Below are 14,385 nucleotides of genomic sequence, written 5' to 3' on the forward strand. Positions count from 1 at the left end.
AGTAAATATGCGTGTGTATTTTTGCAAATCTAACGAACTGTTGGCAAAAACTCACACTCGGCTTGATCTGGGCGAGGAAAAAATGCGTCATTTATCGATTGGAGACGTGCGTGAGCCGACGCATGACATTAAATTATCAAATTTGCCGATCAGATAATGCCTGGCGTGGAAATGTGTGAGAAAGCCGCGGCCTCGCCAGCCTGGCGGCCGTATCAGTTCCACCAGGGTGCTCAAGGACAGCAAGTCTGGCGATCCGCTAACGTCCGCTTCAACTGCCCCGGTAGGTCGAGTACGACCACGGCGTCACCACCAGCGGCACGTGATAATTCTGGCTCGCATCGGCCACCCCGAAGGCGATCGTCACACGGTCGATGAAGCGCGGGCTGGGCAGGGTGACGCCCTGGTCGGCGAAATAGTCGCCCGCCGCGAACACCAGCTCGTACTGGCCGACCCGCAACTCGTCCCCGGACAGCAGCGGCGCGTCGCAGCGGCCATCGGCATTGGTGGTTTCGCTCTTGAGCAGCGTGCGCTGGCCGTCGTTCATGAAGTAGAGCTCGATGCGCACACGTGCGCCCGGTTTGCCCTGGGTGGTGTCGAGTACGTGGGTGCTGAGTTTGCCCATGCGATGGTCCTATATGTGGGAGGTGAGATCACGTATCGGGACAATCATATAGCGATGTGCTTCTGGCAATATATGATGGTCGATATACCCATCATCAATGTTTCCGTGCATCCATAACCAAGCCATGGCAAATTCGATCGACACGTACGTCAATTACCAGCGCGACCTGATCGGCTACGGCCGTACGCCGCCGCATCCGCAGTGGCCGGACGGCGCCCGCGTCGCCCTGCAGTTCGTGCTGAACTACGAGGAAGGCGCCGAAAACAGCGTACTGCACGGCGACCCGGCGTCCGAAACCTTTTTATCGGAGATCATCGGCGCGCAGGCCTTCAACATGCGTCACATGAGCATGGAGTCGCTGTACGAGTACGGCTCGCGCGCCGGCCTGTGGCGCATCCTGCGCCTGTTCGAGGCGCGCAAGCTGCCATTGACGGTGTTTGGCGTATCGATGGCGCTCAAGCGCAACCCGGAAGCGGTGGCGGCTTTCCGCGAGCTGGGGCACGAGATCGCCTGCCACGGCCTGCGCTGGATCTCCTACCAGCACGTCGACGAAGCCACCGAGCGCGCGCACATGATCGAGGCGGTCGAGATCATCCGCGAACTCACCGGCGCCGCGCCGCTGGGCTGGTACACCGGCCGCGATTCGCCCAACACGCGCCGCCTGGTGGCCGAGCACGGCGGCTTCGCCTACGACGCCGACCATTACGGCGACGACCTGCCGTTCTGGACCCAGGTCGACATCCTGGATGCCGACGGCCGCCCGGACGTCAAGCCGCACCTGGTCGTGCCGTACACGCTCGACACCAACGACATGCGCTTCGCCGCGCCGCAGGGTTTCAATTCGGGCACCCAGTTCTTCGACTACCTGAAGGACGCCTTCGACGTGCTGTATCTCGAAGGCGACCCGAACGGCCTGAACCAGCCGAAGATGCTGTCGATCGGCCTGCATTGCCGCATCGTCGGCCGTCCCGCGCGCGCGGCGGCGCTGGCGCGCTTCTTGGATTACGTGCAGACCCACCAGCACGTGTGGATCGCACGCCGGATCGACATCGCCGACCATTGGCGCCAGCGCCATCCATTCGTGGCACAGGGGCTCGGCAGTATTTGAAAGGGATGATATTAAAAATCATCCTGAAGTTATATGATGTGCAGTCGGCGATGCTAGTCTTGCACGCTGGGTTCAATCCGAGGCCACCATGTCCACACCGATCCGATTCTTTTACCGCGGCGCCGTCCGCGAGGCGGGCAATGTCGCGCCCACGCAGACCGTGCTGCAGCACCTGCGCGAAGACCTGCACTGCACCGGCACCAAGGAAGGCTGCGCCGAGGGCGATTGCGGCGCCTGCACCGTCGTGGTCGGATCGCTCGAAGACGGCGAGCTGAAACTCAAGGCGGTCAATGCCTGCATCCAGTTCACGCCCACATTGGACGGCAAGGCGCTGTTTACCGTGGAAGACCTGCAGCAGGCGGATGGCGCCTTGCATCCGGTGCAGCAGGCGCTGGTCGAATGCCACGGCTCGCAATGCGGCTTCTGCACGCCGGGTTTCGCGATGTCGCTGTGGGCGATGTACCTGAAACAGGAGTCAGATGGCCAACTGCGCGAACCGACCCGCTGCCAGATCGACGACGCCCTGTCCGGCAACCTGTGCCGCTGCACCGGCTACCGCCCGATCATCGACGCGGCCAGACGTATGACGGCGCTGCCGCCGGCCGGGTTCGACCGCGCATCGGTGACCGCGCAGCTGCAGGCGCTGCAGCGCGCGAGGTTGCAAGATCCTGGGGCGGTGTACAGCCACGCCGGCCAGACTTTCCACGCGCCGCGCAGCCTGGACGAACTGGTGGCGGCGCGCGCGGCGCACCCGCAGGCGGTGCTGCTGGCCGGTTCGACCGACGTCGGTCTGTGGGTCACCAAGCAGATGCGGATACTTCCCGACATCATCTACCTCGGCCACGTCGCCGAGCTGAAAACCGTGCGTGAGCTCGGCGGCTTCATCGAGATCGGCGCCGGCGTGTCGCTGGAAGACGCCTACGCCGTCCTGATCCGCCACTACCCGCGCGAGCTGGGCGAGATGCGGCAGCGCTTCGCCTCGCTCCCGATCCGCAATGCCGGCACGCTGGGCGGCAACGTCGCCAACGGCTCGCCGATCGGCGACTCGATGCCGTGGATGATCGCGCTCGGCAGCCAGGTCGTGCTGCGCGGGCCGCAGGGCGAGCGCGCGCTGGCGCTGGAAGACTTCTATCTCGGCTACCAGGTCAAGGATCTGCAGCCGGGCGAGTTCGTGCAGGGGGTGCGCGTGCCGCTGCCGCAGCAGTCTGCAAATTCGGGCGTGGCGTTCCGCACCTATAAACTGGCCAAGCGCTTCGACCAGGACATCTCGGCCGTGTGCGCGGCCTTTGCGCTCACCTTCGATGGCGGCATCGTCAAGGACGCGCGCATCGCCTTTGGCGGCATGGCCGCGACCCCGAAACGCGCCGCGCAGGCCGAACAGGCCCTGATCGGCCGCGCCTGGGACGAAGAGGCGTTAAAAGATGCGATGGCGGCGCTCGCGGCCGACTACGCCCCTTTGAGCGACATGCGCGCCTCCAGCAGCTACCGCATGCAGGCCGCGCAGAACCTGCTGCGCCGCTTCTGGTTCGAGACGCGCAGCGAAAATCCGCTGCCGGCCGAAGCCTTGAACGCATTCGCCGCCGGTTGAACGAACCGAGGCCGAGGAGAACACGATGAACGACGCAGGCACCCCAGCTCTCGAAACCGCCGAGTGGACCCAGGTCGGCCGCTCGCGCCCGCACGAGTCGGCGCGGCTGCACGTGCTCGGCCAGGCCGACTACACCGACGACATCGACGAGGTCCGCGGCACGCTGCATGCGGCGCTCGGCTTGTCCGCCAAGGCGCACGCCAGGGTGCTCGGCATCGACCTGGCGCCGGTCAGGGCCAGCCGCGGCGTGGTCGCGGTCTACACGGCGCGCGACATCCCGGGCACCAACGATTGCGGCCCGATCATCCACGACGATCCGATCTTCGCCGATGGCCTGGTGCAGTACGTGGGCCAGCCGATCTTCATCGTTCTCGCCGACACCCACGACAACGCGCGCCGTGCCGCGCGCCAGGCGCTCGTGTCGTACGAGGAGCTGCCGGCGATCCTGACTCCGCAAGCGGCACGCGCCGCGCAGTCATACGTGCTGCCGCCGATGCGCCTGGCGCGCGGCGACGCCCAGGCCGCTTTCGAGGCCGCGCCGCACCGCGTGGCCGGGGAGTTGTACGTCGGCGGCCAGGAACAGTTTTACCTGGAAGGCCAGATCGCCTACGCCATCCCGCAGGAAAACGACGGCATGCTGGTGCTGTGCTCGACCCAGCACCCGAGCGAGATGCAGCACGTGGTCGCGCACGCGCTCGGCCTGCATTCGCACCACGTGACGGTCGAATGCCGGCGCATGGGCGGGGGCTTCGGCGGCAAGGAATCGCAGTCGGCGCTGTGGGCCGCGGCCGCGGGCGTGGCCGCCAAGCGCAGCGGCCGGCCCGTGAAGCTGCGCGCCGACCGCGACGACGACATGCTGGTCACCGGCAAGCGCCACTGCTTCCACTACGAATACGAAGTCGGCTACGACGATGAGGGCCGCGTCCTGGCTGCGCGCGTCGACATGGTGAGCCGCGCCGGCTACTCGGCCGACTTGTCCGGCCCGGTCGCCACGCGCGCGGTCTGCCACTTCGACAATACCTATTACCTGTCCGACGTCGACATCCGCGCCGCCTGCGGCAAGACCAACACGCAGTCGAACACCGCCTTTCGCGGCTTCGGCGGGCCGCAGGGTGCGATCGCGATGGAGTACGTGCTCGACGAGATCGCGCGCAAGCTCGGCAAGGATGCGCTCGACGTGCGCAAGCTGAACTTCTACGGCAAGACGGACCGCAACGTCACACCCTACGGCCAGGTCATCGTCGACAACGTGATCCACGAACTGGTCGACCAGCTCGAAGCCTCGAGCGAGTACCGCGCCCGCCGCGCCGCGATCCAAGACTTCAACCGCACCAGCCCCGTGCTGAAGAAGGGCCTGGCGCTCACGCCGGTCAAATTCGGCATCGCCTTCAACGTGACCCACCTGAACCAGGCCGGGGCGCTGGTGCACGTGTACGTCGACGGTTCGATCCTGGTGAACCACGGCGGCACCGAGATGGGGCAGGGCGTCAACACCAAGGTGATGCAGGTGGTCGCGCACGAGCTGGGCGTGGACCTGGCGCGCGTGCGCATCACCGCTACGCGCACCGACAAGGTCTCGAACACCTCCGCCACCGCGGCTTCGACCGGCGCCGATCTGAACGGCATGGCGGCCCAGGATGCGGCGCGCCAGATCCGCGAGCGCCTGGCCGGGTACGCCGCGCGCCAGCACGGCGGCGAACCGGGCGACGTGCGCTTCGCCGCCGATACCGTGTTCGTCAATGGCCACGAGATCCCGTTCGGTGAGCTGGTGGCCAAGGCTTACCTGGCGCGCGTGCAGCTGTGGTCGGACGGTTTCTATGCGACCCCGAACCTGCACTGGGACGCCAAGACCATGACCGGCCATCCGTTTTCCTACTATGCCTACGGCGCGGCGGTGGCCGAGGTCGTGGTCGACACGCTCACCGGCGAATGGAAGCTGGCGCGCGCCGACGTGCTGTACGACGCCGGCAACTCGCTCAACCCGGCGCTGGACATCGGCCAGGTCGAAGGCGCATTCATCCAGGGCATGGGCTGGCTGACCACCGAAGAACTCTGGTGGAACGCCGGCGGCAAGCTCATGACGCATGCGCCGTCGACCTACAAGATCCCGGGCGTGTCGGACTGCCCGGAAGACTTCCGCGTGCGCCTGTTCGACAACCGCAACGTCGAGGCGTCGATCCACCGCTCCAAGGCCGTGGGCGAGCCGCCGCTGCTGTTGCCGTTCTCGGTGTTCTTCGCGATCCGCGATGCGGTCTCCAGCGTCGGCGGGCACAAGATCGATCCGCCCTTGAACGCGCCGGCGACCTGCGAGGCGATCCTGGCGGCGGTGAGCGCGGTGCAAAGCGCCGCGTCCACCGCGGCGTCCGGACACACGGCTTGAGCATGGACGATTGGCTGACAGCGGCGCTCGAGCAGGCCGTCTCCGACGATGGCCGCGCGCGCGCCATCCTGGTGACGGTTGCCATCGTCGAAGGCTCGGTGCCGCGCGAACCCGGCACGAAGATGCTGGTCGACGCCGCGCGCCAGTGGGGCACGGTCGGCGGCGGCCACCTCGAGCTGCGCGGCGCCGAAGTCGCGCGCGCGATGCTGGCCTGCGGCGAGCAGCGCCGGCTGGAGCGCTTCCCGCTCGGCCCGAGCCTGGGGCAGTGCTGCGGCGGCGTCGTGCACCTCGCCTTCGAAGCGGTCGACCCTGCACACCTGGCTTTGCTGGCCGCGCGCCGCAGCCAGGACAGCTGGCGCCTGGTCGCCATCGACGGCGACCCGGACCTGGCGCTGTTCGACGCCGATGGCCAGCCGCTGGCGGACGCGCGCCCGGACGTGCGCGCATCCGCGCGAGCGCAGGCGTACGCGCAAGTGCGCGCGCTCGCGCGTGAGGGCGCCGGCGCCCGGGTGCTGCGCGACGAGGACGGCCGGCGCTGGCTGGCCGATCGCATCGACGCCCCGCGCGCCCACCTGATGCTGTTCGGCGCCGGCCACGTCGGCGCGGCCATCGTGCGTGCGCTGGCCGACTTGCCCTGCCGCGTGACCTGGGTCGACGAGCGCGAAGACCTGTTCCCGGCCGCGCTGCCGCATCATGTCGCCGTCGAGGCGACCGACATGCCCGAAGCGCTGGCCGCCAACGCCGCGCCGGGCACGACCTTCCTGGTCATGACCCACAGCCATGCGCTCGACCAGCGCGTGGCCGAAGCGATCCTCAAGCGTCCGTCAGCCGACTGGTTCGGCCTGATCGGATCGAACACCAAACGCAAGCAGTTCGAGCATCGCCTGCGCGAACGTGGCATCCCGGATGCGCGCCTGGACGCCATGGTGTGTCCGATCGGCGTGCCCGGCATCGAGGGCAAGCAGCCCGCCGTGATCGCCGTCGCCGTGGCCGCACAACTGCTGATGGTCTGGGAAGCGCAGGGAGCGCGCCAGGCCGCAACCCATTCCGAAAGAAGCTGATGTCCAACGCCTCCGCCAACCTGCAGGCCTACCGAGCGAGCCTGCTGCACTTCCACGCCGATCCGGCCTCCCATCCCGACGCCCATGCCTGGCATGCGGACGGCCTGCTGGTCGTCGAAGACGGCCGCGTCAAGGCGGCCGGCGACCACGATGCGCTGGTCGGGACGCTCCCGCCCGGGACGCCGCTGATCGACTACCGCGGCAAGATCATCACGCCCGGCTTCATCGACACCCACCTCCATTTTCCGCAGACCGACATGATCGCCTCGCCGGCGCCCGGCCTGCTGCCCTGGCTCGAGACCTACACCTTCCCGACCGAGCGCCAGTTCATGGACCCCGTGCACGCGCGCGCGACCGCCGAGTTTTTCCTGGACGAGCTGCTGAGGAACGGCACCACCACGGCGCTGGTCTACTGCACCGTGCACAAGGAATCGGCCGACGCCTTTTTCGAGGCAAGCGCCGCGCGCAACCTGCGCATGGCCGGCGGCAAAGTACTGATGGATCGTCATTGCCCGGACTTCCTGCGCGACTCGCCCGACATGCGCGACAGCGAAGACCTGATCAAGCGCTGGCATAACAAGGGGAGGGCGCTGTACGCCATCACGCCGCGCTTCGCCCCGACCTCGACCGAGAGCCAGCTGGGCGCGACCGGCGAGCTGGCGAAAGCCTATCCGGACACGTTCATCCAGACCCACGTCTCGGAAAACAAGGATGAAGTGGCCTGGGTCGGCGAACTGTTCCCGCACCAGCGCAGCTACCTGCACGTCTACGACCATTACGGCCTGATGCGTCCGCGCGCCATGTTCGGCCACTGCATCTGGCTGGACGACACGGATTTTGCGCGCATGGCGGAAACCGGCTCGGCGATCGCGCATTGCCCGACCTCGAACCTGTTCCTGGGCAGCGGCCTGTTCGACATGGCCAAGGCCGACTCCTTCCGTGCGCTGGTCTCGCTCGGCACCGATGTCGGCGCCGGTACCTCGTTCTCGATGTTGCAAACCATGAATGAAGCGTATAAAGTTGCGCGATTGAAAGGCAGTTACCTCCCGGCCCTGCGCATGTTTTACCTGGCCACGCTGGGCGCCGCACGCAGCATGCAGCTCGAGGGTACGATCGGCAACTTCGTCCCTGGCGCCGAGGCCGATTTCATCGTGCTCGACCCGAAGGCGACCCCGCTGCTGGCGCGCCGTACGGCGAACAGCGATACGCTCGAGGAAACCCTGTTCGCGCTGGCCCTGCTGGGCGACGACCGTGCCGTCTGCGCCACCTACGCGGCCGGGCAGCGGGTGCATCAGCGGGAGGCGGCGAGCCATTAACGCGCATCACCGACCACCGAAAGAATGTATGCAGAAGAGATTGACCAGCAGCCTGCTGAGCGCCGCAGTCGCCGCCTCCATCGCCGCCATCGCAGCAGCGCCGGCCGCCAACGCCCGTCCCACCGCGCAAAACGCGACGCGTAACGCCAACGAGGCCGCCACCGCGCGTCATTACGCCGCGCTGATCGCGGGCGCCGAACCGAAGACGGCCGAGCTGACCCTGTTCTTCACGCAGATGCCCAAGGGCGGCGACCTGCACCACCATTATTCCGGCGCGCTGTATGCCGAGACCTACGTCAACTGGCTCGACAAGCAGGGCTGGTGCGTCGACAAGACCAGCTACAAGATCGTGACCGACAAGGCGGCCGTGGCCGCCGAAAAAGCCAAGCCGCTGGAGGGGCGCAGCTGCCTGTCGAGCGCCGACGTCTACGCCGACGACTACACCTGGCGCGAGCTGCTGCAACGCTGGTCGAGCAAGGATTTCAACAACCACAGCGAAACCCAGGCGCCGCCAGACCGCCAGTTCTTCCAGACCTTCCTGTACTTCGGCCCGGTCTCGAACACCAATTTCCATGAAGGCCTGCTGGAGATCAAGAACCGCGCCATCCAGGAAAACGTCGGCTACATCGAGACCATGTTCAAGATGTCGCCGTTCGTCGCCAACCCGCAGTTCGATGCCGACGCCTGGAACAACGCGCGTGACGACGCCGCGCTGGATGCGCAGATGCGCGCCTGGATGCAGCAGCTCGACGGCGACGCCAAGTTCAACGGAGCCATCGCCGACTTCACCGCCAGGATCGACGAGGCCGCCGCCGGCATCGACGACGAGCAGTTCACCATGCGCTACCAGACCTACGTGCTGCGCCTGCTGAACCCGTCGCAGGTGTTCTCGTCGATGCTGGCCGGCTTCAAGGCGGCGACCAAGGACAGCAAGATCGTCGGCGTCAACATCGTCGGCCAGGAGAGCCAGAAGGTCTCGATGCGCGACTACACGCTGCACATGAAGATGTTCCGCTTCCTGAAGTCGATCTACCCGAACGTCAAGATCGACCTGCACGCGGGCGAGCTGGCGCTGGGCGACGTGCCGCCGGAAGACCTGCAGTTCCACATCGACCAGGCGCTGAACATCGCCGGCGCCAACCGCATCGGCCACGGCGTCGACCTGGCGCACGAAACCAATGTGGTCGGCATCATGAAGGAAATGCACGACAAGGACATCGCGATCGAGATCAATCTGACATCGAACGCGTTCATCAACGGCGTGCAGGGCCAGAACCACCCGGTCACGCTGGTGCGCCGCTACGGCGTGCCGTACGTGATCTCGACCGACGACGCCGGCGTCACCCGTCACAACTTGTCGAACGAATACGTGCTGTTCGCCAGCCGCTACAAGCCCAGCTATGCCGAGCTGAAGAAGGCGTCGTACAACAGCATCCGCTACAGCTTCCTGCCGGAAGCCGACAAATCGCGCCTGATGCGCCAGCTCGACGGGCGTTTCGCAAAGTTCGAAGCCGAGATCGCCGGGCTCGACCATATGCGCCCGGCAAATAACTGAAACCCCTCGCCCGCCCGGCATCCGCCCGGGCGCCCTCCCGTCATCATCGGCGGCGCTGTTATGACAACCGCAAATCTGTCGCCTCGGCGCGACAAATTCCTGTGGATATCTGTGACTTTTTGGAATTTTCCACCTTTTGGATTTCCATCAAGCATGCCTCCCTTATAATCCGGTCCGTCGACTTTTACCTATAACGACGCGGTATTTTCGGCGAGCCAAGGTAGTTCTTTCCTGACTATTTATACGGTGAACGAATAAATATCTAAGGGAAATGATATTTGCCACGTAATGACGAGCTCATGCATGATCGGAATGACCAGTGGAAATAATTGCAAGAAAAACGGTGAGAATTGCATCATTGTTTAATGTCTCTAAATAACACCTTGTCATCGTTCTGACACATCCATTCGTCATACTGCCGTGCTCCGTAGAGAAGGCATGAGCCTTCCAAAGATTTGTTTGCAGGTGTCGCCTGCCATCGTCGCCTTTATATAAACCCCCAGGGAGTTCTGAATGCAATCCGTTTTGAAGCAACAACCCAAGCTGCGCCTGAGCTTGATCGCTGTGGCATGCCATCTGGCGTGCCTGGGCGTTGCCCACGCACAAACCGCGCAGGAACAGGCCGAAACCGACGCCGGCCAGACGCGCTCGGTCGTGATCACCGGCAAGAAGACCAACATGGGTTTGATGGTTCAGGAAGATGCGCCGAAAGCGCGTTCGACCATCACCGCTGCGGAACTGGAGCGCCAACGCCCGACCGGCAATGCCTTCCAGGCCCTGGAACTGATGCCTTCGGTTAACAGCTATAACTACGATGCGACCGGCCTGTTCGGCGGCGGCCTGACCCTCCGCGGCTTCAACAGCGACCAGATCGGCGCCACCATCAACGGCGTGCCGGTCAACGACTCGGGTTCGTTCGCCGTCTACCCGCAGGAATACGTCGACCAGGAAAACACCTGCTCGGAATTCGTGACCCAGGGTTCGACCGACGTCGATTCTCCGCAAGTGGGCGCATCGGGCGGTAACTTCGGCATCGTCACTTGCAACCCGGAAGACAATCGCCGCATCCGTTACATGCAGACCCTCGGTCAGCTGAACATGTACAAGAGCTACGTGCGTTACGACACGGGCAGGCTGTGGGATCCGCGCGCCAAGGCCTTCATCTCGCTGTCGCACGCGAAGACGGACAAGTGGAAAGGCGACGGCACCGCCAACCGTACCCACGTGGACGCCGGCTTCAACTGGGATTGGGATCGCTTCAACTACATCCACGCGACCGTGCTGTGGAACGATGCGCACACCAACAGCATCGGCAACCTGACGATGGCTTCGCTGAACCAGTTCGGTTACTACTATGACTACTCGTCGACCTTCCCTGGTCACCTGACCCCGGGCAAGGGCGTGCAGGACGAGTCGAAAATCGCCCCGTCGCCGGCGTACTACCAGCTGGCCAACAACCCGTTCAAGAACGCGATTGCTTCGGCAACCGCCAAGTTCCGCCTGGCCGACAATCTCGACCTGAAACTGGTGCCGTACTACTGGTATGGCTTCGGTACCGGCGGTACCCAGCAGCAGGTGTTTGCGGAAAATGCTTTCCTGGTCAACCGCCCGGTCAACGGGGTCTACCCGACCAACGGCACGGTCGACCTGAACGGCGACGGCGATACCGTCGACAAGATCATCGTGGCAGAATCGAGCGTGACCCGTACCAGCCGTCCGGGCCTGACCACCTCGCTGACTTACAGCCTGGGCGTCAACACCATCCTGGCTGGTTTCTGGTGGGAGCGTGCCAAACACGAGCAGACCGCACCGGGCGTGCCGGTTGACAACGCCGGCCACATCCAGGACGTGTTCCTGCAGGACAACCAGATCCACCGCGCGGACGGTTCGCTGTACGAGTACCGCGACTGGTCGACCGTCTCGACCGCTTACCAGGGCTTCATCCAGGACACCGTGTCGCTGATGGACGACCGCCTGACCCTGAACATCGGTCTGCGCACCCCGCACATCAAGCGTGATTTCAACAACTACGCCAACGAAACCGCGCCGGTCAACTACAACGTGTCGCGCACCTACAGCAGCGTGCTGCCGCAGTTCGGCATCCGTTACAAGCTGACCAACGACGACCAACTGTATGCCTCGATCGCCAAGAACTTCAAGGCGCCGGGTAACTTCGTGTATGCAACCACGAACGGCAACGTGTTCTTCAACAAGACCAACGGCGCTGTGACGGTTGTCAACGATGTCCGTCCGGAAACTTCGTACAGCCTGGACGCCGGTATCCGCCACCAGACCAGCGCCTGGAACGGTACCTTCGACATCTACGGCACCGACTTCCGTGACCGCATGGCCACCGCCTACGATCCGATTTCGGCCACCAGCTCGACCACCAACGTCGGCAAGGTGCGTAACTACGGCTTCGAGATCGAAGCGGGCAACACCCCGATCAACGGCTGGTCCGCCTACGCTTCGTACGGCTTCAACAAGAGCGAGATCAAGTCGGACCTGCAGATGGGCACCGCTGCCTTCCTGCCGACCGCCGGCAAGAGCTTCCCGCTGACGCCGAAGAACAAGTTCGGCCTGTCGCTGATGTACCAGACCGGCGCGGCATGGGCTCGCCTGAGCGCCAAGTCGACCAGCCGACAGGCAGCGACGCTGACCAACGACCAGTGGGCGCCGGGTTACACCACCTTCGGCCTGGACGGTGGCTACACCTTCCCGGACCAGGACTTCGGCTACCTGAAGAACCCGAAGCTGACCATCAACGTCAGCAACCTGACCAGCAAGCAGTTCCTGAACCCGTCCTCGCAGAGCGCGACCAACGCCCTGGCATACGGCACCCTGGGTCAGCCGAACTACGTCAAGCCGGCCAACGTGTTCTACTACCTGGGCGCGCCACGCTTCATCTCGGCAACCCTGTCGCTCGACTTCTAAGTTGATCGATGTAAAATTGCAGTAAGCAAGAACGGGCCTTCGGGCCCGTTTTCCATTCCGACTTCAGAAAGTATTTACCGCATGTTTCCTCGCACCCTTGCGGCCGGCGCCGCGCTTGCCTTTCTCCTGGCCGGCTGCGCCAGCCCGACGTCCCGGACCAGCGCCCCGGTCGAGATCAACCTGGTCGCGATCAACGACTTCCACGGCAACCTCGAAGCGAACCGCTACGTCCTTAGGCATGGCAAGGATGACAAGGGCACGGAGATGAAAGCCGGCGGCATCGCCACCCTGGGCGGCGCGCTCGATGCCTGGCGCAAGGAAGACAAGGACCTGCTGTTCGTCGCGGCCGGGGACCTGGTCGGCGCCAGCCCGGCGCTATCGTCGATGTGGGCCGACGAGCCGAGCATCGAAGCGATGAACCGCATGGGCCTGGTCGCCAGCTCGATCGGCAACCACGAGTTCGACCAGGGCGCCAAGGAGCTGCTGCGCCAGCAGCAGGGCGGCTGCGACTCGCCGCGGCCGAACAAGGCCTGCCAGCTCAATCCCGACTTCAAGGGCGCGCAATTTACCTACCTGGGCGCCAACGTGATCGACGACCGCACCGGCAAGACCCTGGTGGCGCCGTGGCGCATCGTCGAGGTCAAGGGCGTCAAGGTCGGCCTGGTCGGCAGCGTGCTGCACGACCTGGCCTCGGTGACGGTCGGCTCGGCCATCAAAGGCCTCACGGTCGAAGACGAAGCCGCCACCATCAACCAGTCGGTGGCCGAGATGCGCGCGGCCGGCGCCAAGGTGTTCGTCGTCCTGATCCACGAGGGCGGCCATACCGACGAAGCCTTCGACAAGACCGACTGCTCCGAGCTGAAAGGGCCGATCGTCGACATCGCCGGGAAACTCGACCCGGCGGTCCGCCTGATCATTTCCGGCCACTCGCATACCGGCTACCTGTGCAAGGTCGATGGCCGCACGGTGACCCAGGCCGACGCCATGGGTCACCTGCTGTCGCGCATCCGCATGACGGTCGATCCGGTCTCGGGCCGGGTCGAAGACATCAACGTGCGCAACGTCGTCATGGACCCGGCGACGATCGCCCCGGACGCGCAGCTGGCCGACTACCTCGCGGGCGTGCGCTCGCGCAGCGACGCCGTGCTGGCCCAGCCGGTCGGCAAGATCGGCATGCCGACGCTGGCGCGCAAGGAAAACGAGGCCGGCGAGTCGCCGCTGGGCGACCTGATCGCCGATGCCGCGGTCGCCGCCACGCGCGATCAAGGCGCCCAGGTCGGCTTCATGAACCCGGGCGGCATCCGCCGCGACCTGGATTCGGGCGCGGGCGGCGTGGTCAGCTTCGGCCAGGCCCAGGCCGTGCTCCCGTTCGGGAACACGCTGGTGCTGCAGGACCTGAGCGGCGCTCAGCTGCGCGAGGTGCTCGAGCAGCAGTGGGACCGTCCGGGCGACGGCCGCAACATGCTGCAGGTGTCGCAGGGCCTGAGCTACCAGTGGGACAGCACCCGGCCGAAGGGATCGCGCCTGGTGCCGGGCAGCGTCAAGGTGAACGGTGCGCCGCTCGTCGACACGAAGACTTACCGTGTGGTCGCCAACAACTTCCTGGCCGACGGCGGCGACAACTTCCCGGCGCTGGGCAAGGGCGCCAACAAGGTCGATACCGGCGTGCGCGATCTCGATGCCCTGATCGCCTACATGAAGCAGCATCCGGAAGTCGGTGCCTCAGGTTCAACGGCAACGCTGGCTGCGCAGCCGCGCATCCAGAAAGTGCGCTGATTTTTACGACAGAACGGTCCAAACAAGAAAACTTGAAGGAAACCC

Annotated in this window: 9 protein-coding genes; 8 read left to right on the forward strand and 1 reads right to left on the reverse strand. The window is 65.1% G+C overall.

Translation table 11 applies throughout. The features are described 5' to 3' along the window. Positions 1-268: 268 nt before the first annotated feature. Positions 269-622 carry a hydroxyisourate hydrolase gene (uraH, locus tag FA90_RS23415; protein WP_036173109.1) on the reverse strand — a complete coding sequence of 118 codons (354 nt, stop codon included), beginning with the start codon at positions 620-622 and terminating at the stop codon, positions 269-271. 124 nt (positions 623-746) lie between these two features. Here uraH and puuE point away from each other — a divergent pair, with 124 nt between their 5' ends. From puuE to FA90_RS23455, 8 genes are all read left to right on the forward strand, one after another. Beyond that, on the forward strand, positions 747-1,730 hold the full coding sequence (gene puuE / locus FA90_RS23420; protein ID WP_373994623.1) for an allantoinase PuuE: 984 nt from the start codon (positions 747-749) through the stop codon (positions 1,728-1,730). An 88-nt stretch (positions 1,731-1,818) separates the two neighbouring features. Then, the gene (gene xdhA / locus FA90_RS23425; RefSeq protein ID WP_036173112.1) at positions 1,819-3,318 is read left to right on the forward strand and encodes a xanthine dehydrogenase small subunit; all 1,500 of its coding nucleotides are present in this window, start codon (positions 1,819-1,821) and stop codon (positions 3,316-3,318) included. Positions 3,319-3,343: 25 nt separating this feature from the next. Then, positions 3,344-5,698 (forward strand): xanthine dehydrogenase molybdopterin binding subunit, encoded by a 2,355-nt coding sequence (gene xdhB, locus FA90_RS23430; RefSeq protein WP_036173115.1) that lies wholly within the window; start codon positions 3,344-3,346, stop codon positions 5,696-5,698. A gap of 2 nt (positions 5,699-5,700) precedes the next feature. Next, the gene (xdhC, locus tag FA90_RS23435) at positions 5,701-6,759 is read left to right on the forward strand and encodes a xanthine dehydrogenase accessory protein XdhC (RefSeq protein ID WP_036173118.1); all 1,059 of its coding nucleotides are present in this window, start codon (positions 5,701-5,703) and stop codon (positions 6,757-6,759) included. Then, positions 6,759-8,075 (forward strand): guanine deaminase, encoded by a 1,317-nt coding sequence (gene guaD / locus FA90_RS23440; RefSeq protein ID WP_036173121.1) that lies wholly within the window; start codon positions 6,759-6,761, stop codon positions 8,073-8,075. The genes xdhC and guaD overlap by 1 nt, the downstream gene beginning before the upstream one ends. A 28-nt stretch (positions 8,076-8,103) precedes the next feature. Then, on the forward strand, positions 8,104-9,630 hold the full coding sequence (locus FA90_RS23445) for an adenosine deaminase (protein ID WP_036173124.1): 1,527 nt from the start codon (positions 8,104-8,106) through the stop codon (positions 9,628-9,630). A gap of 513 nt (positions 9,631-10,143) precedes the next feature. Further along, positions 10,144-12,564, forward strand: coding sequence for a TonB-dependent receptor (locus tag FA90_RS23450; protein ID WP_036173127.1), 2,421 nt, complete (start codon positions 10,144-10,146; stop codon positions 12,562-12,564). 81 nt (positions 12,565-12,645) lie between these two features. Further along, entirely contained in the window at positions 12,646-14,340 is a 1,695-nt protein-coding gene (locus tag FA90_RS23455) for a bifunctional UDP-sugar hydrolase/5'-nucleotidase (protein WP_036173130.1), read from the forward strand. The last annotated feature ends 45 nt before the right edge of the window (positions 14,341-14,385 follow it).

Origin of the sequence: Massilia sp. 9096 (assembly GCF_000745265.1) — a bacterium.
Lineage (GTDB): Bacteria > Pseudomonadota > Gammaproteobacteria > Burkholderiales > Burkholderiaceae_D > Telluria.

Excerpts from the sequence above, each read along its gene's own strand:
- uraH (WP_036173109.1), bottom strand. The coding sequence starts at position 622 with ATGGGCAAACTCAGCACCCACGTACTCGACACCACCCAGGGCAAACCG.
- puuE (WP_373994623.1), top strand. The coding sequence starts at position 747 with ATGGCAAATTCGATCGACACGTACGTCAATTACCAGCGCGACCTGATC.
- guaD (WP_036173121.1), top strand. The coding sequence starts at position 6,759 with ATGTCCAACGCCTCCGCCAACCTGCAGGCCTACCGAGCGAGCCTGCTG.
- FA90_RS23445 (WP_036173124.1), top strand. The coding sequence starts at position 8,104 with ATGCAGAAGAGATTGACCAGCAGCCTGCTGAGCGCCGCAGTCGCCGCC.
- xdhB (WP_036173115.1), top strand. The coding sequence starts at position 3,344 with ATGAACGACGCAGGCACCCCAGCTCTCGAAACCGCCGAGTGGACCCAG.
- FA90_RS23455 (WP_036173130.1), top strand. The coding sequence starts at position 12,646 with ATGTTTCCTCGCACCCTTGCGGCCGGCGCCGCGCTTGCCTTTCTCCTG.
- xdhA (WP_036173112.1), top strand. The coding sequence starts at position 1,819 with ATGTCCACACCGATCCGATTCTTTTACCGCGGCGCCGTCCGCGAGGCG.
- FA90_RS23450 (WP_036173127.1), top strand. The coding sequence starts at position 10,144 with ATGCAATCCGTTTTGAAGCAACAACCCAAGCTGCGCCTGAGCTTGATC.
- xdhC (WP_036173118.1), top strand. The coding sequence starts at position 5,701 with ATGGACGATTGGCTGACAGCGGCGCTCGAGCAGGCCGTCTCCGACGAT.